Source organism: Streptomyces sp. NBC_00285, assembly GCF_036174265.1.
Classification (GTDB): Bacteria; Actinomycetota; Actinomycetes; order Streptomycetales; family Streptomycetaceae; genus Streptomyces.
Map to the genome: position 1 here is coordinate 2,246,216 of NZ_CP108055.1, position 17,311 is coordinate 2,263,526.

Consider the following 17,311-nt stretch of genomic DNA (forward strand, 5'->3'; position numbering starts at 1 on the left):
GCAGATCAACGGCCCCTCGTGGATCGAGGAACCGTCCCGGGAGGAAGCAGGGCAGGGCGCGCACTCGACGGAAGCGGCCCGGAACGCGGAAGCGGCCGGTCGCGCCGCTCGGGCGCCCCGGCCGCGGCCCGCGGTGGGGGGTGACGAAGAACGTGGTCCGTCAGGTCACGTCGTCGTAGCCGTTGACCCGGTCCGTTCCCGACTGTTCGGGCAGGGCCCGGCTCGCGGAGACGGTCTCGACCTCGCCGATCTCGTCGGGGGTGAGGTCCAGGTCGGAGGCCTCGTCGTCGTCGGGCCCCTCGGACGCACGACGGTGCCTGCGCTTGTCGTTGACCAGGGAGAAGACGACCGCGCAGAAATACAGGATCCAGATCGGTGCGGCCAGGGCCAGCATGGTCAGCGGGTCGGTGCTGGGCGTGGCGACGGCCGCGAACACCGTGATGCCCATGATCATGCCGCGCCACCAGCCGAGCATCCGCTTGCCGGTGATCATCCCGATGAGGTTGAGGAAGACCAGCAGCAGAGGCAGCTCGAAGGAGAGGCCGAAGACCAGCACCATGCGCAGGACGAGGTCGAGCAGGTCGTCCAGGGGCAACAGGTTGGTGGCGTCGCCCGGGGTGAAGCCGATGAGCACCTTCGCCGTGGTCGGCAGGACCGAGTAGGCGAAGTAGGCACCGACCATGAAGAGCGGGGCACCCGTGCCGACGAAGGCGTAGGCGTACTTCCGCTCGTGCCGGTGCAGACCGGGCGCGATGAAGGCCCACAGCTGGTAGAGCCAGACCGGGGAGGCCGCGACGACGCCGGCCATCAGCGACACCTTCAGGGCCAGCGTGAAGGGCGTGAGAAGGCCGTTGATCGTGATCTCGGCGCACGGCTTGGTCGACTTCGTCGCCCGGGCCAGTTCCGAGAAGGACTTGTCACAGCCGACCGAGTCGAGGATCGGCTTGGTGATCAAGTTGATGATGTCGTTGTAGAAGAAGGCGGCGACGACCGTGATGGCGACGATGGCCAGCATCGCCTTCGCAAGCCGGTTGCGGAGCTCACGAAGGTGCTCCGCGAGGGGCATCCGCCCCTCGGGATCCTTCTCCTCTTTGCGGGCAGACTTGAGCAACCCACGTTCCCATCTCGTGCGGGCGGGCCGGAGAGCTCCGGCCCCGCGTCAGCGCTTGGTCGTGTCCGTCGGCTCGGTGACCGGGCGCGAGCTCGTCACGTCGCCGGGGGCGGCCTGGATGGTGCGCTGAGCCGGGTTCTGCTCGTCGGTGTTGGGCGGGCCGGCCGGAGTGGCCGTGCTGCTGCCCTCTTCCTTCATCGCCTTGGCCTCGCTCTTGAGGATGCGAGCGGACTTGCCGAGCGAGCGCGCCATGTCGGGAAGCTTCTTCGCGCCGAACAGCAGGATGACGACGACGAGGATGAGAATGATCTCGGGGGCGCCGAGCCTTCCGAACATAAGTCTTTACCTTCTCACCGAGGCGGCTTGTGGGGTGCTGTCCGACCGGTCGGACATGCGTCCGATCAGTCGTGCTGACAGCGATCGTAACGCTCAGGGGTGAACGCCTGGCAATCCCTGTGCGTACTCCCGGTCCGCGGCCGGGCCTCGTTATCCGGACCGCGACGAGCAGCGTACCTGCCGACCTGGCCGAGGTGACAGGGCGAAGTGGCGCAAAACGCACCCGACCCGCTACTCACACCCAACTCTCAGCCGTACTCACAGGGAGTCCGCGGAACGGGCCGTGCTCACCGCCGCCCGCTCCAGGTCCTCCGCGGCCCGGTTGATCCGCCGCGCGGAGTCCGTGACCTGCCTTCCGAGGCGCTGCGCCTCCAGAAAGACCCGGACGGCGAGCACGCCGAGGACGGCGAGACCCACGAAACCCACAGCTACCGCGAACATCGGCCAGAACATGGGACCGAGCCTAGAGGGTGGAGTGCAGCCGCAGGGTCCGGACCCCGCCGCCCGTCAGCAGCTCCACGATCCGCTCGCCCGCGGGTTTGCGGACGGCCGAGCCGCACTCGGGGCAGGTGAAGGAGTAGAAGGTGGTACGACTGCTCGCGCCGATGGCCAGGCGCAGGGCGCTCGCGGCCAGCTCGAACCGCTCCCGGCAGTCCGGGCAGCCCGCCTTGAAGGTCACCGGAGCCGCACTCCTCAGCCCCGCGAAGGCGGCGGCCACCGTCATGCCCGCACCAGAGGTCGCCAACTCGCTCAAAGCTCCTGCTCCTGCCTGTCGTGCCGACCGTCCTGGGCCCGGGCCCGCGGGGGATCCTGCGCCTCGACACCGTCGTACGCCGCCAGCGCCTCACGGGCCGCCAGGCGCGCGCTGTCGGCGAGGTCCGGCGGCGAGACGATACGGCCGTCGCGGCCGAGCCGGAGCCCCAGCCGCCTCAGCGACGCAGGCTCGGGGGTGCGGAGGGTAATACGCAGCCCGCCGTCGGAAAGCTCATCCGCACTGTCGTGCGGGTAGTATTCCGCGACCCAGCGGCCGCCCGGCCCCACCTCGACGACCACCTCGGGGTCCTCGGCGGCGGGCTGCACGAGCCCCTCGGACAGGTCCCTGAGCTCGATCTCGGGCGGCGCGGACGCTTCGTCGAGGATCTTGATCTCGGCGACCCGGTCGAGCCTGAAGGTGCGGCGTGCCTCGGAGCGGCGGCACCAGGCCTCCACGTAGGTGTGACCGACGCTGACCAGGCGAATCGGGTCGATCTCGCGTTCGGTGACCTCGTCGCGGGCGGGCGAGTAGTAGCGGATCCACAGGCGGCGCCGCTCGGAGATGGCCCGGTCGACGTCCGCGAAGACACCGCCCTCGGACTCGAAGGTCACCGACAGCCGCGCACTGGCGACGGCGGTCTCACCGGCCGCCGTCTCCACCTTGGCGGTGGCCCGCAGCAGTGCCTGCCGGTCGCTCTCCCGCAGGCCAGGCAGGGTGGACACCGCGCGGGCGGCCACCAGCAGCGCGGTCGCCTCGTCGGCGGCGAGCCGGAGCGGCTCCGCCACGTCGTCGGGGTTGTGCCACCAGATCCGCTCGCCGTCGGTGTCGATGTCGAGCAGATCGCCGCCGCGGAAACTGGTGCCGCACATGGGCAGCACATCGAGGTCGGAGACCAGCTCGTCCTCGGTGATCCCGAAGGCACGGGCGACGTCCTCGACCCGGGCTCCGGGTCGCTCCTTGAGATAGGTCACCAGCGAGAGCATCCGCCGGGTCTGGTCGATGGCATTCGTGGGCCTGACCGGTTTGCCTGCCACGTTCTCTTCCGTTCCCCCTCAGCCCTTGGCCACGGCGCGCAGCCGGTCCACCACGTCGGCCCGCAGTTCGGCGGGCTCCAGGACCACCACGTCAGGGCCGAACTCCACCAGCCAGGCGTCCAGGCCGTGGCCGTACGGAATCTCCAACTCGTCCCAGCCGTCGCCCAGTTCCCGTACCGAGGCGGCCTTGGCCCGCAGGGGGTATCCGGCGCCGGTGCGCAGCCGGATCCGCGCGCTGCGGTCGGCGGTCTCGCCCGCCCAGCTCGCGACGGTCTCACGGACCGTCACGACATCGGGGACCGGGACCGTGAAGGGCCCGCCGCGCGAACGCACCTTCCCGGTGATCCGGGAGAGCCGGAACACCCGCTCCGCGCCCCGGTCCCGGTCGAAGCCGGCCAGGTACCAGTGGCCGCGCCAGCACTCCAGCGCCCACGGCTCGACGTGCCGGGGCTCGGGACGGACGGCGGTGGCCTTGCGGTAGTCGAAGACGACCGGGCGACGGTCCCGGCAGGCCAGCATCAGCGGCTCGAACGACGCCTCGTGCACCGGGATACGGGGCTCCAGGGCGCCGTGCGCCCCGTACGGGTCGACGTCCTCGGGCAGCCCCGCCGCGCGCAGCTTCTGCAGAGCGCCACTGGCGGCACCGGCCAGCCGGGCCTGCTGCCACACCTTGGCGGCCAGCCCCAGGGCGGCGGCCTCCTCGGCGTCGAGAGTGATGGGCGGCAGCCTGTTGCTGTCGCGCCGCGCGAGATAGCCGACTTCGCCGTCCAGGTTCTCCACGGTCTCGATGACGAGCCCGAGTTCGCGCAGATCGTCCTTGTCGCGCTCGAACATCCGGTTGAAGCTGTCGTCCGAGTTCGCTTCCAGATAGGCCTCGATGGACTCACGGAGCTCGCGCTTGCTGAGCGGCCGGCGCGTCCCGAGCAGACACAGCGCCAGGTTCATCAGCCGCTCGGCCTTGGCAATGGCCATCGACGCCCTTCGCCTCTCTATGGTGCTTCCGGACGATGACCGTACCGCCCCGAAGGAGCAAGGCAAAAGCCGAGGGCCCATGCCCGGACAGGCATGGACCCCGGTTGATCAAATCCGGTCGGATGCCGTACGACGATCCGACCGCGACGCGATCTCTTATGACTTCTACGACGACTGCGGTACGACGATCAGACGCCGACCAGGTCGACCACGAAGATCAGGGTCTCCCCTGCCTTGATCGCCGGAGTCGGGCTCTGGTTGCCGTAGGCGAGGTGGGCGGGGATGGTCAGCTGTCGGCGACCACCGACCTTCATGCCCTGCACGCCCTGGTCCCAGCCCTTGATGACCCGGCCGCCGCCCAGCGGGAAGCGGAACGGCTGACCGCGGTTCCAGCTGGCGTCGAACTCCTCACCGGTGCTGAAGGAGACGCCCACGTAGTGGACGGTGACGGTCTGGCCGGACTTCGCGACCTCGCCGTCGCCCTCCCAGATGTCCTTGATCTCCAGGTCGGCCGGGGGCTCGCCGCCCGGGAAGTCGATCTCGGGCTTGTCGATGCTCACGTCACTCGCTCCTGCTTGTTCACGGAAAGGCAACAGGGTCCAGTCTTACATCTCCGCCGCGGGGACCTTCGCGCATGTCCCCCTTGCGTCACATCTTCGCCAGGATGTCCACGGTGAAGACCAGCGTGGAGTCCTTCTCGATGCCGCTGCCCGCCGGCGGGTTGTCGCCGTAGCCCAGCTTCGGCGGGATGGAGATGAGCACCCGGCTGCCGACCTTCTTGCCGGTGAGGCCCTGCGCCCAACCCTTGACGACCTGCTGGAGCGAGAACGACGCCAGCTGCTTGCGGCCGTACGTCGAATCGAACTCCTTGCCGGAGTCCCACACCACGCCCTTGTACTGCACGAGCAGCGTGCTGTCGGCCGCCACCTTGTCGCCGTCGCCCTCGATGACGTACTCCGACACCAGCTTGGTGGGCGCGTCCCCCTTGGGGATCTCGATGGAGGGAGCCTTGCCGTCGGTGTTCGTACCGACCTTGGGCAGCTTCGCGTCGCTCTGCGCCACGGTCTTGCCCTTGGCGGAGCTCTTCGCGTTGAACGTGTCCTGGATGTCGACGACGAACACCAGCGTGTCGGTGCCCTTGATACCCGCCTGCGTGTTGCCCTCCTTGCCGTACCCCCAGGTGGGCGGGATGGAGAACTCGACGCGGCTGCCGGCCTTCTTGCCCGGCAGGGCGTACCGCCAGCCGTCGATGATGCTGTTCGGCGCGAGCTGGATGACCAACGGCGTCTTGCGGTCGTAGGAGTTGTCGAAGACCTTCGCCGTGGCGTAGATCTGACCGAGGTAGTGGGCCTGGATGTAGTCGCCCTCGGCGACCGTGGTTCCGTTGCCCGCGACGACCGTCTTGACCGCGAGCTTGTCGGACGGGGTGCCGCTGCCCTTGGCGACGGTCGGCTTCTCACCGAGCTTCGCGCCCGCGGTGATCGCCGGCAGCGGCCCGTCGACGACCTTCGGCGCAGGCGGCGCCGGGGTGCCGGACGACGAGGCCGAGGGCGACGCACTGTCGCTCGCCTTACTCGAGTCGGACTTGTCGTCGCCGCACGCGGCGAGTGTGGCAAGTCCTGCGGGTACGGCAATGAGCAGTGAGCGTCGGCGCACGGTGGAAGCCTCGTAATCGGTCGATCTTGTGGATGGCGTGCGCGCAACTCTACGGCGTGCGAAGGGCGCCGTACGGGAAACGTACGGCGCCCGTGTTGCGTTCCGGCCGTGAAGCGGAACGCTTCGATCACATACCGGCGATCAGTTTCTCGACCCGGTCGTCGACCGAACGGAACGGGTCCTTGCACAACACCGTGCGCTGCGCCTGGTCGTTGAGCTTCAGGTGCACCCAGTCGACGGTGAAGTCCCTGCGCTGTTCCTGCGCCCTGCGGATGAAGTCACCGCGCAACCGGGCCCGAGTCGTCTGCGGCGGAACCGACTTGCCTTCGAAGATCTTCAAGTCGTTGCAGATACGGGCGGCTTGGCCCTTCCTCTCCAGAAGGTAGTAGAGACCACGACGGCGGTGAATGTCGTGATACGCGAGGTCGATCTGCGCGACCCGCGGGTGGGACATGGTCATGTTGTGCTTGGCCCGGTACCGCTCGATGAGCTTGTACTTCATGACCCAGTCGATCTCGGTGCCGATCCGGTCGAGGTCCTCGGCCTCGATCGAGTCCAACACGCGGCCCCACAGCTCCAGGACCTGGTCGACGTTGCCGGTGCGGATACCACGCCGCTCGACAAAGTCCACGGCCTTCTCGTAGTACTCGCGCTGCACCTCCAGCGCGGAGGCCTCACGACCGCTGGCCAGACGCACCTTGCGCCGACCCGTGATGTCATGGCTGACCTCGCGGATCGCCCGGATCGGGTTCTCCAGGGTCAGGTCGCGCATCACGGTGCCCGCCTCGATCATGCGCAGCACCAGATCGGTCGCGCCGACCTTGAGCAGCATGGTCGTTTCGGACATGTTCGAGTCGCCCACGATCACATGCAGTCGGCGGTAGCGCTCGGCATCCGCGTGGGGTTCGTCGCGGGTGTTGATGATCGGCCGGGAACGGGTCGTCGCCGAGGAGACGCCCTCCCAGATGTGCTCGGCCCGCTGACTGACGCAGTACACCGCGCCCCGCGGGGTCTGCAACACCTTGCCGGCGCCGCAGAGAAGCTGCCTGGTGACCAGGAACGGAATGAGAATGTCCGCGAGCCGGGAGAACTCCCCGTGGCGTGCGACGAGGTAGTTCTCGTGGCAGCCGTAGGAGTTCCCGGCCGAGTCCGTGTTGTTCTTGAAGAGGTAGACGTCGCCCGCGATTCCTTCCTCGTGCAGGCGTCGTTCGGCGTCCACCAGGAGTCCTTCGAGAATGCGCTCGCCTGCTTTGTCGTGCGTGACCAGTTCGGTCACGTTGTCACATTCGGGTGTGGCGTATTCCGGATGTGACCCGACGTCGAGATAGAGGCGGGCGCCGTTTCGCAGAAAGACATTGCTGCTGCGGCCCCATGACACGACACGGCGGAAGAGGTACCGCGCCACCTCGTCGGGAGACAGCCGACGCTGTCCCCTGAACGTACACGTGACGCCGTACTCGTTCTCCAGCCCGAAAATGCGGCGGTCCATGAGTGAACATTACGCTCGATCCCCCGAGCTGAAACGGGGTTCGGCAGCACGGTTTGGATCATTTTCCGATGAAGCCGCAACCACCGCCCGCCCCACGGGAGCTGTGAGGACGCTTCCCGTGACCAGCAGAACCAGCAGCGACACACCCCCCGCGACCCCCGGCACGGCAAACCCCCACAGGGCCCCACCCCGCTCCACGACCGGGCCGGCGAGCCCCGTTCCGACGGACGCGCCCACGGTGAACGTCGTCACCAGCCAGGAGAAGGCCTCGGTGACCGTGCCGGCCGGAGCATGCCGGTCGACCAGCACGAAGGCACACGCGATGACAGGCGCCAGGAACACACCCGCGAGCACCGACAGCAGCGTCATGCCGACCGCGCCCGGCATCAGCGTCAGCGGCACATAACACACCGCCAGGAAGCCCACCAGCACCTGCAGTCGCCGCGCGGGCTCACCGGCCCACTGCCGCGCCCCGTACGCCAGACCGCCCAGGAGCGCGCCCAGACCGATACCGGCCATCAGCCAGCCGTACACAGCGTCCCCGCCGTGCTCGTCCGCGTACGGCACCGAGGCGACCGTTATGGACCCGAGCGCGATCCCCACGAACAGGAACGCGCCCAGCATCGCCAGCAGTCCACGCGAGCGCAGCGCGCCCAGCCAGTGCGCCTCCCGCGGTGCGGAACGCCACGCGCGCGAGGGCGGCGACACGACCACCGAAAGGGCACCGAGCACCCCCACCGCGTTCAGCACCAGCAGAGCCGCCCGCTCCGACCACAGCGACACGCACAGGGTCACCAGCAACGGGCCGACGGCGAACATGACTTCCTGCGCCACGGCGTCCAGCGCGTACGCCCGGTGCACGTGCTCCTCCCGGCGCAGCACCGAGGGCCACAGGGCCCGCAGGCCGCCCTCAAGGGGCGGGGTGAACAGACCGGCGGCCGCCACGCACGCGTAGGCGAGCGGAAGCGGGTCGGTGCCGGTGAAGGCGAAGCCCGTCATGGCCAGCGCGGACAGGACGGCGGCGGGCAACTGGACCCGCGGCTGGCCGTACACGTCCACCAGCCGGCCGAGGACGGGCTGGCCGACGGCGTTGGCGACGCCGTACACCGCCGCGAGAGCACCCGCCAGGCTGTACGTGCCGCCCCCGGCCCGGACGAAGAGCACCAGGGCTATCGCCGCGGTCGCATTGGGCAGCCGCCCCACCAGCGTGCCGGTCAGCAGGCGCATCGCGTGCCGTGCCCTGAGGATCTCCAGGTATCCCGCAGCCATGCCCAGCCTCCAAGTCATACGTATAACGCCGTCCCCCATACGTACCATGTGCGCTGTCCGCAGGTCCAGACGAAAGAGCAGGTCCACGGTGGCACCCAGCAGTACGCGCCCGACCAGCCGAGACGTCGCACAGGCCGCCGGAGTCTCCCAGGCGGCCGTCTCGCTCGTCCTGGGCGACAAATGGCGCGGCCGGGTCTCCGAGACCACCGCCCAACGCGTCCGGGAAGCCGCACGCGACCTCGGCTACCGCCCCAACCTGGCCGCCCGCAACCTCCGCCTCGGCCACACCCGCACCGTCCTCCTGGTCGTCCCGGCGCTCACCACGGAGTTCTTCGCAGGTGTCTACACCGGCGCCGCACGCGTCGCCGCCGACCACGGCTTCGGCGTCCTCCTGTACCCCTCACCCGAAGGCATCGGCCCCGCCCGCGACCCCTTCGCCTCCGCCCAGGCCGCCCTGGACGGCGTCATCGCCTCCTCCATGGCCGCCGACGCCCTCACCGCCATCCGCGGTGGCGACCAACTCCCCCTCGTCATGCTCGACAGCGACCCCTCCGGCAGCCTCGGCGCCGCCACCGTCAACCTCGACATCGCCGACGGCGTCCGCCAGGTCGCCACCCACCTCCTGGCCCTTGGCCACCGGCATTACCTGCACCTCGCGGCCGACGTACCCTCCTGGACCTTCGAAGTACGCGCGCGCGTACTGGCCGCACAACTCGCCTCCGTCCCCGGCACCACCGTCCGCACGGCCCACGCACCCATCTCCATCGACGGCGCCCTGACCGCCGCCCAGGCCGCCCTCTCCTCCCCCGGCCCCCGCCCCACCGCCCTCGTCTGCGACGACGACAAACTCGCCGCCGGCGCCTACAAAGCCGTACGACGACTCGGCCTGCGCGTCCCCGACGACATCTCCGTCACCGGCCTGGACGACCTCGCCATCGCCACCGCCATCGACCCCGAACTGACGACCGTACGACTCGACGCCGAACTCTTCGGCGAGCGTGGCATGCAGGCCCTGCTGGCCGTCCTGGAGGGCCGCACACCACAAGCGGGAGACATCCCCGTCGAGTTGGTCGTACGGGGCTCCACAGCCCCTCCAGGCGCCCCCTGAACGCCCTGCGCCCCGGCCTGACGATCAGGCCGGGGCGCAGAAAGGGGTGACGATCGGGCACAGCAGACCGGACTAGTCCTCCTCGGAGTCCTCCGCCTCCTGCGCGCTCTCCGCCTCCGTGGTCGCGCCGCCCGCCTCCAGCAGACGATCGAGCTGACGGCCCACGATGCGCTTGAACTTCCGCTGCTGCGGACGCGTACGGTCCAGCACCGCGACCTCCAGGCGCTCCGCGGGAATCTCCCGTTCGCTGCCGTTCGTGTCCCGGGACAGAGCCTGCACGGCCAGCTTCAGTGCCTCGGCCAGACTCACGCCGTCCTGGTGACGCTGATCCAGATAGGTACTGATCTGCTCGGCATTGCCGCCGACCGCGACCGAACCGTGCTCGTCCACGATCGAACCGTCGTGCGGCAACCGATAGATCTGGTCCCCGTCCGGCGTGTCACCGACCTCGGCCACGACCAGCTCCACCTCGTACGGCTTCTCACCGGCCGAGGAGAAGATCGTGCCCAGGGTCTGGGCATAGACGTTGGCGAGACCACGGGCGGTCACGTCGTCACGGTCATAGGTGTAACCACGGAGGTCGGCGTACCGCACGCCACCGATCCGCAGGTTCTCGTACTCGTTGTACTTGCCGGCCGCCGCGAAGCCGATCCGGTCATAGATCTCGCTGAACTTGTGCAGCGCGCGGGACGGATTCTCACCGACGAACACGATGCCGTCGGCATACTGCAGCACGACCAGACTGCGACCACGAGCGATGCCCTTGCGGGCGTACTCCGCCCGGTCGGCCATCGCCTGCTGGGGGGAGACATAGAACGGAGTCGACACCGGTTATCCGTCCCTTTCTGTGGAAGTCACTGCGATCACCTTGCAAGAACCGGCACGTCCGCTACAGCAACGCGGCCCGCGGGCCGTCGGGCTGCTCCAGCCGACGCGCCAGAATCGAACGGGCGATCTCGGACGACTCGTCGTCGGTGAGCCGACGGAAGCCGTCCTCGGTGATCACGGTGACGATCGGATAGATCCGGCGGGCGACATCGGGACCACCGGTCGCCGAGTCGTCGTCAGCCGCGTCGTACAGGGCCTGCACCACCAATGTCGTGGCCTCGGCCTCGCTCAGACCACCATGGAAGAACTTCTTCATGGCACCGCGCGCGAAGACCGAGCCGGAACCGGTCGCGGCGAAGTGGTGCTCCTCGGAACGGCCACCCGTGACGTCGTAGGAGAAGATCCTGCCCCTGCCCCGGTCCACGTCGTACCCCGCGAACAACGGCACCACGGCCAGACCCTGCATCGCCATGCCCAGATTCGAACGGATCATGGTCGACAGTCGGTTCGCCTTGCCCTCCAGCGACAGCTGAGCACCCTCGACCTTCTCGAAGTGCTCCAGCTCCAGCTGGAAGAGCTTCACCATCTCCACGGCGAGACCCGCCGTGCCGGCGATCCCCACAGCCGAGTACTCGTCGGCCGGGAACACCTTCTCGATGTCCCGCTGAGCGATGACATTGCCCATGGTCGCCCGCCGGTCACCGGCGAGCACGACACCACCCGGGAACGTGACGGCCACGATGGTCGTCCCGTGCGGCGCCTCGATCACGCCCTGCGTGGGCGGCAGTTGCCGCTTACCGGGCAACATCTCCGGCTGATGCTCGGACAGGAAGTCCATGAAGGACGACGACCCGGGCGTCAGGAAGGCAGCTGGTAGACGCCCGGTGCTACGAGTGTTGGCTTCCACGCGTTTCCTTCCAGGTAATCGGCAGCTCGGTACATCGCTTCGGGATCGTCCCTCAACAGGCCGAGGCCGGAATTGCAGTTGAAGCACAGTACGCCTCGGACCCTACCCGTCTTGTGGCAGTGATCCACATGAACGGCGGGGGCTGTCAAACAGATCGCGCAGAGCCCCCGCTGGACGGCGACCATCTCGTCACGCTCGGCCTCGGTCATGCCGTAATTACGCTCCAGGCGTTTCGCACGGGCTTCAACGGCGCGGCACGCCTTGCAACGCGACGCCCACCCGTCGGAGGTCGAGGCTTTCCGGTGCCAACCCGAGTGCGGCTTGCTCTCACCACACCCCTGGCAGTGTTTGGATCCCTCGGAGACGCCCCCGTGCTCGGGTACTGGCCTACCCATGGACCGCTGCCGCTTCCTGTCGGATTCAGCGGCACAATCACGGCAACGGCGCTGAAGGCCGTCGAGGTTTGTGCGCTTGGGCGCGAAGGCTGCGCGCGGCTTGGCCTCGCCGCACCGCGCGCAGCGCTTCACCTCCGACTCGCTTGCCACCACCCCACCCCACTCACCTTCGAATCGAAGGGGGAAGCGGCCTACTGGCCACCCTTCTGAACAAAAGAGCGAACGAAGTCCTCGGCATTTTCTTCGAGCACATCATCGATTTCGTCGAGGACGGAGTCGACGTCGTCGCTCAGCTTCTCCTGGCGCTCCTTGAGGTCTTCGGAACCCTGCGTCTCCGCAACCTGCTCCTCGACCTCCTCGGTGTTGTGTGTGGCCTTCTGCTGTCCGCCGCCGGTGTCCTTGGTCGCCATAACCCCTCACCCCGCTCGGTTCGACGTTCTTGATCAGACCCTACAAGCAGGGTCCGACATCGGCCCCGCAGTTCCTACAACGTACGGGGGCCATCTCGATGATTCCCTCTGGCCAGGTTTTCCACCCTGTCGCAGTGCCCGGCCCGAGTACCCTTTCAGCCGCCCGACAGCACCCTGACCAGGTCTTCTGCCGTTCGACAGCGGTCCAGGAGCTCCTTGACGTGATTTCGCGTTCCGCGAAGCGGTTCCAGGGTTGGGACCCGCTGGAGCGAATCCCGGCCCGGGAGGTCGAAGATCACCGAGTCCCAGGAGGCCGCGGCGACGTCGTCGGCGTACTGCTCCAGGCAGCGGCCGCGGAAGTACGCGCGGGTGTCCTCAGGGGGCTTGGTGCGGGCCCGCTCGACGTCCTGTTCGTCGAGGAGCCGTTTCATGCGACCGCGGGCCGCGAGCCGGTTGTAGAGGCCCTTCTCGGCCCGTACGTCGGCGTACTGGAGGTCGAGGAGGTGGAGTTTCGCGGCGTCCCAGTCGAGGTCGTCGCGGCGCCGGTAGCCCTCCATGAGTTCGCGCTTGGCGACCCAGTCGAGCTCGCCGGCGAGGCTCATGGGGTCGTTCTCCAGGCGGTTGAGGGTGTCCTCCCAGCGGGCCAGGACGTCCTTGGTCTGGTCGTCCACGTCGGCGCCGAACCGCTCCTCGACGTATTTGCGGGCCAGTTCGTAGTACTCCATCTGGAGCTGGACCGCGGTGAGTGTGCGGCCGCTGCGGAGGGTGACCAGGCGCTGGAGTGTCGGGTCGTGGGAGACCTGGTGCAGGGTCCGTACGGGCTGGTCGACCGCGAGGTCCACGGCGATGAAGCCGTCCTCGATCATCGACAGGACCAGGGCCGTGGTGCCCAGTTTCAGATAGGTCGAGATCTCCGAGAGGTTGGCGTCGCCGATGATCACGTGGAGGCGGCGGTACTTCTCGGCGTCGGCGTGCGGTTCGTCGCGGGTGTTGATGATCGGGCGCTTGAGGGTGGTCTCCAGACCCACCTCGACCTCGAAGTAGTCGGCGCGCTGGCTGAGCTGGAAGCCGTGTTCGTGTCCGTCCTGGCCGATGCCGACGCGGCCGGCTCCGGCGAACACCTGACGGGAGACGAAGAAGGGCGTGAGGTGGCGCACGATGTCCGAGAAGGGGGTTTCCCGCTTCATCAGGTAGTTCTCGTGCGTGCCGTAGGAGGCGCCCTTGTTGTCGGTGTTGTTCTTGTAGAGGTGGATGGGCTGGGCGCCGGGGAGTTGTGCGGCTCGTTCGGCGGCCTCGGCCATGATGCGCTCGCCGGCCTTGTCCCAGAGGACGGCGTCGCGCGGGTTGGTGACCTCGGGGGCGCTGTATTCGGGGTGTGCGTGGTCGACGTAGAGCCGTGCGCCGTTGGTGAGGATGACGTTGGCGAGGCCGATGTCCTCGTCGGTGAGCTGGCTGGAGTCGGCGGTTTCGCGGGCGAGGTCGAAGCCCCGTGCGTCCCGTAGGGGGTTTTCCTCCTCGAAGTCCCAGCGGGCCCGCCGGGCCCGGTGCATCGCCGCCGCGTAGGCGTTGACGATCTGGGACGAGGTGAGCATGGCATTGGCGTTGGGGTGGCCGGGGACGGAGATCCCGTACTCCGTCTCGATGCCCATTACTCGCCGTACGGTCATGCGGCCCTCCTTGCCCGGCGGCGCCCTCGGTCGGGGGCGCCGCTCAAGTACCGCTGGCGCTCCGGTGCGTGTGCGGTGCCCGTCCCCGCACTGCGCGACTCGGCGGTATTGAAGAGCCTAGAACGGCTCCGCGCTGGTGGGGAGATCATTTGCGTCATTGCCTTGCTCGCCTCTGTTCCGGTTAGTTGCCTGAAAAACAGTCGGCTGCGGGTACCCCGGTGAGGGCACCCGCAGCCGCCCTGTCTTTACAGGTACTGACCGGTGTTGGCCACCGTGTCGATGGAGCGTCCGGTGTCGGCGCCCTGCTTTCCGGTGATGAGCGTACGGATGTAGACGATCCGTTCGCCCTTCTTTCCGGAGATGCGGGCCCAGTCGTCCGGGTTGGTGGTGTTGGGCAGGTCTTCGTTCTCCTTGAACTCGTCCACGCAGGCCTGGAGGAGGTGGGAGACGCGGAGGCCCTTCTGGTTGTGGTCGAGGAAGTCCTTGATCGCCATCTTCTTGGCACGGCCCACGATGTTCTCGATCATGGCGCCGGAGTTGAAGTCCTTGAAGTAGAGGACTTCCTTGTCGCCGTTGGCGTAGGTGACTTCCAGGAAGCGGTTCTCCTCGGACTCGGCGTACATGTGTTCCACGGTCGTCTGGATCATGCTCTGGACGGTCGTGGTCTTGCTGCCGCCGTGCTCGCCGACGTCGTCGGAGTGCAGCGGGAGGCGCTCGGTGAGGTACTTGGCGAAGATGTCCTTGGCCGCTTCGGCGTCCGGACGCTCGATCTTGATCTTCACGTCGAGCCGGCCGGGGCGCAGGATGGCGGGGTCGATCATGTCCTCGCGGTTGGAGGCACCGATGACGACCACGTTCTGCAGGCCTTCGACGCCGTCGATCTCGGCGAGGAGCTGCGGGACGATGGTGTTCTCGACGTCGGAGCTGACGCCGGAGCCGCGGGTGCGGAAGAGGGATTCCATCTCGTCGAAGAAGACGATGACGGGGGTGCCCTCGGAGGCCTTCTCCCTGGCGCGCTGGAAGACGAGGCGGATCTGCCGCTCGGTCTCGCCGACGTACTTGTTGAGGAGCTCGGGGCCCTTGATGTTGAGGAAGAAGCTCTTGCCGGTGGCTTGGCCGGTGACCTCGGCGACCTTCTTGGCCAGCGAGTTGGCGACGGCCTTGGCGATGAGCGTCTTGCCGCATCCGGGCGGTCCGTAGAGCAGGACGCCCTTGGGTGGGCGCAGCTCGTGCTCCTTGAAGAGGTCGGGGTAGAGGTAGGGGAGCTCGACGGCGTCGCGGATCATCTCGATCTGCCCGCCGAGGCCACCGATCTGCTCGTAGCCGATGTCGGGGACCTCTTCGAGGACGAGTTCCTCGACCTCGCTCTTCGGTACGACTTCGTAGACGTACCCGGAGCGGGGTTCGAGCAGGAGGGCGTCGCCGGGTCGGATGACGATGTCCAGGAGTGGTTCGGCGAGCCGGACCACTCGTTCCTCGTCGGTGTGTCCTTGTACGAGGGCGCGTTCGCCGTCCTCGAGGATCTCCTTGAGGGTGACGATGTCGCCGACGCTCTCGTACTCCATGGCCTCGACCACGTTGAGAGCTTCGTTGAGCATCACTTCCTGGCCACGCCGGAGCTCTTCGAGCTCGACGCTGGGGCTGACGTTCACCCGCAGTTTGCGGCCGCCGGTGAAGATGTCGGCGGTGCCGTCCTCGTTCGCTTCGAGGAAGACGCCGAAGCCGGCAGGGGGCTGTGCGAGCCGGTCGACTTCCTCCTTGAGGGCCACGATCTGGTCGCGGGCCTCACGGAGTGTGTTGGCCAGTCGCTCGTTCTGGGCGGACACGCCGGCCAGGTTTGTCTGTAGCTCGACGATCCGCTCTTCGAGAATCCTCGTGTGCCGCGGAGAGTCGGCGAGCTTGCGTCGCAGGACGGCGATCTCCTGCTCAAGGTAGGCAACCTGCCCGGCCGGGTCGTCGGACCCTCGTCCCGGGCGGATGCCGCGGTTCATGTCGTCGTCGTGGGCTGCCACGGTCCTCACCTCCTCCAAGGGGAGCTGGACGCTTCCAGACCCTACCTGGGTGGGTGTCGATTGAAACCCCTAGATCACAAAGACTGTCGAGGTGTGTCCGATCTTCACCCTTGCGCTCTCCCTCACGCCAGGGGAATACCCACCGAACATGATTGGGAAGCCGCCGGAGGTAGGGTCGAAGTGTTCAACACCCGTCAGAGCTGGCCTGATTCCCGCCGGTTCGGCACTTAAACGGCAGGAGAGATGAGCGTGCAACAGGAGGCCGAGGTCGGTGGCGAGGCGCTGGAGGTCTGGATCGACCAGGATCTCTGTACCGGCGACGGCATCTGTGTGCAGTACGCGCCGGAGGTGTTCGAGCTGGACATCGACGGTCTGGCCTACGTGAAGGGCTCGGACGACGAGCTTCTCCAGGACAGGGGCGCCACAACGCCCGTACCGCTGCCCCTTCTCACCGATGTGGTCGACTCCGCGAAGGAGTGTCCGGGTGACTGCATCCACGTACGTCGAGTTTCGGACAGGGTGGAGATCTACGGGCCGGACTCGGAGTGACCCGATCGTCGCCCTGTGTGACTGTTGCCTGATTTGCCACAGCTGTGATCGCTTCGGTCAGACGGTGTGCGTGCCCGCGGGGGTGGAGCGGACGAACGCGCCGTCCTTCCACTGCCACTCGGCCTTGTCCGTCACGTCCGGGCAGCAACTCGGTACGTCGGACGTGGAGTAGCCGAGCAGGGTCGCGTGGACGGCTCCGTCGCTCACCGTGAAGTCGGTGACGGTGTTGCGGGTCCCTGGGCTCAGCAGGGTGGCGACGACGCGGGGTTCACCGGTGCTCTTTGCACGCGTGATGACGTAGACGCCGTCGGGCGGGGTGCCCATGGCGGCGTCGCAGTGCACCACGACGACTGTTTCCGGCCGTCCGTCGCCGTCGAGGTCTCCGGAGATCCGTTTCTGCACCTTCGCCTTGACCGGTCCGCAGTCGATGGGGAAGTGGACGCCGGCGGGATCGGGTGCCGTCGTGACGACCGGGGCGGTCCGGGCTTCGGGGCCGGATGCCTGGGCGGCTGTCGCCGGGTTGGGCTGCAGGACCGAGGAGAAGGCCACGACTCCCGCCACGGCGGTGGCGGTCGCGACCCAGTGGATCGGGCGGGTGTACGTGTGTGCCAGTTCCGGGACGGCGGATTGCTGCACTAGGAGCGTCTCCTGTGAGGGCTGTGCCGGTGGGGGGTGGCCAGCATGGTGCCACACGTCACAGGACGGGGAAACGGCGGGGTCCGAGGCTACGGGCCCGCCCGTCGGGTTTGTTCGCTTTGTGGCGTGGTGTCAACACAAGGGCGCCGCTGCCGTGTTCCGGAGGTTTCCGAGAACG

Annotated in this window: 19 protein-coding genes; 2 read left to right on the forward strand and 17 right to left on the reverse strand. The window is 67.9% G+C overall.

Annotated elements, in window-relative coordinates; genetic code table 11:
- Nucleotides 1-160: 160 nt before the first annotated feature.
- From tatC to OHT57_RS10290, 10 genes are all read right to left on the reverse strand, one after another.
- Nucleotides 161-1,111: a twin-arginine translocase subunit TatC gene (tatC, locus tag OHT57_RS10245; protein WP_328745793.1), complete on the reverse strand. Its 951-nt coding sequence runs from the start codon at nt 1,109-1,111 to the stop codon at nt 161-163.
- Between the two features lie 48 nt (nt 1,112-1,159).
- Nucleotides 1,160-1,447 carry a Sec-independent protein translocase subunit TatA gene (gene tatA, locus OHT57_RS10250; RefSeq protein WP_328745794.1) on the reverse strand — a complete coding sequence of 96 codons (288 nt, stop codon included), beginning with the start codon at nt 1,445-1,447 and terminating at the stop codon, nt 1,160-1,162.
- A 258-nt stretch (nt 1,448-1,705) separates the two neighbouring features.
- Nucleotides 1,706-1,900 carry a hypothetical protein gene (locus tag OHT57_RS10255; RefSeq protein ID WP_328745795.1) on the reverse strand — a complete coding sequence of 65 codons (195 nt, stop codon included), beginning with the start codon at nt 1,898-1,900 and terminating at the stop codon, nt 1,706-1,708.
- Between the two features lie 10 nt (nt 1,901-1,910).
- The gene (locus tag OHT57_RS10260) at nt 1,911-2,201 is read right to left on the reverse strand and encodes a hypothetical protein (protein ID WP_328745796.1); all 291 of its coding nucleotides are present in this window, start codon (nt 2,199-2,201) and stop codon (nt 1,911-1,913) included.
- A complete protein-coding gene (locus OHT57_RS10265; protein WP_328745797.1) occupies nt 2,198-3,235 on the reverse strand; it encodes a helix-turn-helix transcriptional regulator in 1,038 nt (345 codons plus the stop codon). Before OHT57_RS10265 ends, OHT57_RS10260 begins: the two co-directional genes overlap by 4 nt.
- Nucleotides 3,236-3,253: 18 nt before the next feature.
- A complete protein-coding gene (locus OHT57_RS10270) occupies nt 3,254-4,207 on the reverse strand; it encodes a helix-turn-helix transcriptional regulator (RefSeq protein WP_328745798.1) in 954 nt (317 codons plus the stop codon).
- Nucleotides 4,208-4,395: 188 nt separating this feature from the next.
- On the reverse strand, nt 4,396-4,767 hold the full coding sequence (locus OHT57_RS10275) for an FKBP-type peptidyl-prolyl cis-trans isomerase (protein ID WP_328745799.1): 372 nt from the start codon (nt 4,765-4,767) through the stop codon (nt 4,396-4,398).
- Nucleotides 4,768-4,855: 88 nt separating this feature from the next.
- Nucleotides 4,856-5,863 (reverse strand): FKBP-type peptidyl-prolyl cis-trans isomerase, encoded by a 1,008-nt coding sequence (locus OHT57_RS10280; RefSeq protein WP_328745800.1) that lies wholly within the window; start codon nt 5,861-5,863, stop codon nt 4,856-4,858.
- 127 nt (nt 5,864-5,990) lie between these two features.
- Nucleotides 5,991-7,352: a Pup--protein ligase gene (pafA, locus tag OHT57_RS10285; protein ID WP_328745801.1), complete on the reverse strand. Its 1,362-nt coding sequence runs from the start codon at nt 7,350-7,352 to the stop codon at nt 5,991-5,993.
- A 9-nt stretch (nt 7,353-7,361) separates the two neighbouring features.
- A complete protein-coding gene (locus OHT57_RS10290) occupies nt 7,362-8,621 on the reverse strand; it encodes an MFS transporter (RefSeq protein ID WP_328745802.1) in 1,260 nt (419 codons plus the stop codon).
- A gap of 88 nt (nt 8,622-8,709) precedes the next feature.
- Between OHT57_RS10290 and OHT57_RS10295 the strand changes: the two genes are divergently transcribed.
- Nucleotides 8,710-9,729 (forward strand): LacI family DNA-binding transcriptional regulator, encoded by a 1,020-nt coding sequence (locus OHT57_RS10295; protein WP_328745803.1) that lies wholly within the window; start codon nt 8,710-8,712, stop codon nt 9,727-9,729.
- 72 nt (nt 9,730-9,801) lie between these two features.
- Here OHT57_RS10295 and prcA read toward each other — a convergent pair whose 3' ends face one another.
- The 6 genes from prcA to arc all read right to left on the reverse strand — a co-directional run bounded on the left by prcA (nt 9,802) and on the right by arc (nt 15,948).
- Nucleotides 9,802-10,557 carry a proteasome subunit alpha gene (gene prcA, locus OHT57_RS10300; protein ID WP_328745804.1) on the reverse strand — a complete coding sequence of 252 codons (756 nt, stop codon included), beginning with the start codon at nt 10,555-10,557 and terminating at the stop codon, nt 9,802-9,804.
- A gap of 61 nt (nt 10,558-10,618) precedes the next feature.
- Entirely contained in the window at nt 10,619-11,464 is an 846-nt protein-coding gene (prcB, locus tag OHT57_RS10305; protein ID WP_328745805.1) for a proteasome subunit beta, read from the reverse strand.
- On the reverse strand, nt 11,416-11,673 hold the full coding sequence (locus OHT57_RS10310; RefSeq protein WP_328745806.1) for an endonuclease VII domain-containing protein: 258 nt from the start codon (nt 11,671-11,673) through the stop codon (nt 11,416-11,418). The genes prcB and OHT57_RS10310 overlap by 49 nt, the downstream gene beginning before the upstream one ends.
- A 377-nt stretch (nt 11,674-12,050) precedes the next feature.
- Nucleotides 12,051-12,269 (reverse strand): ubiquitin-like protein Pup, encoded by a 219-nt coding sequence (locus OHT57_RS10315; RefSeq protein ID WP_328745807.1) that lies wholly within the window; start codon nt 12,267-12,269, stop codon nt 12,051-12,053.
- Between the two features lie 155 nt (nt 12,270-12,424).
- A complete protein-coding gene (gene dop, locus OHT57_RS10320; protein WP_443053434.1) occupies nt 12,425-13,936 on the reverse strand; it encodes a depupylase/deamidase Dop in 1,512 nt (503 codons plus the stop codon).
- Between the two features lie 245 nt (nt 13,937-14,181).
- Entirely contained in the window at nt 14,182-15,948 is a 1,767-nt protein-coding gene (arc, locus tag OHT57_RS10325; protein ID WP_328745808.1) for a proteasome ATPase, read from the reverse strand.
- A gap of 243 nt (nt 15,949-16,191) precedes the next feature.
- Between arc and OHT57_RS10330 the strand changes: the two genes are divergently transcribed.
- Nucleotides 16,192-16,497, forward strand: coding sequence for a ferredoxin (locus tag OHT57_RS10330; protein WP_328745809.1), 306 nt, complete (start codon nt 16,192-16,194; stop codon nt 16,495-16,497).
- A gap of 57 nt (nt 16,498-16,554) precedes the next feature.
- On the opposite strand, the gene OHT57_RS10335 is transcribed toward OHT57_RS10330, so the two are convergent.
- Entirely contained in the window at nt 16,555-17,133 is a 579-nt protein-coding gene (locus tag OHT57_RS10335) for a hypothetical protein (RefSeq protein WP_328745810.1), read from the reverse strand.
- Nucleotides 17,134-17,311 lie beyond the last annotated feature (178 nt).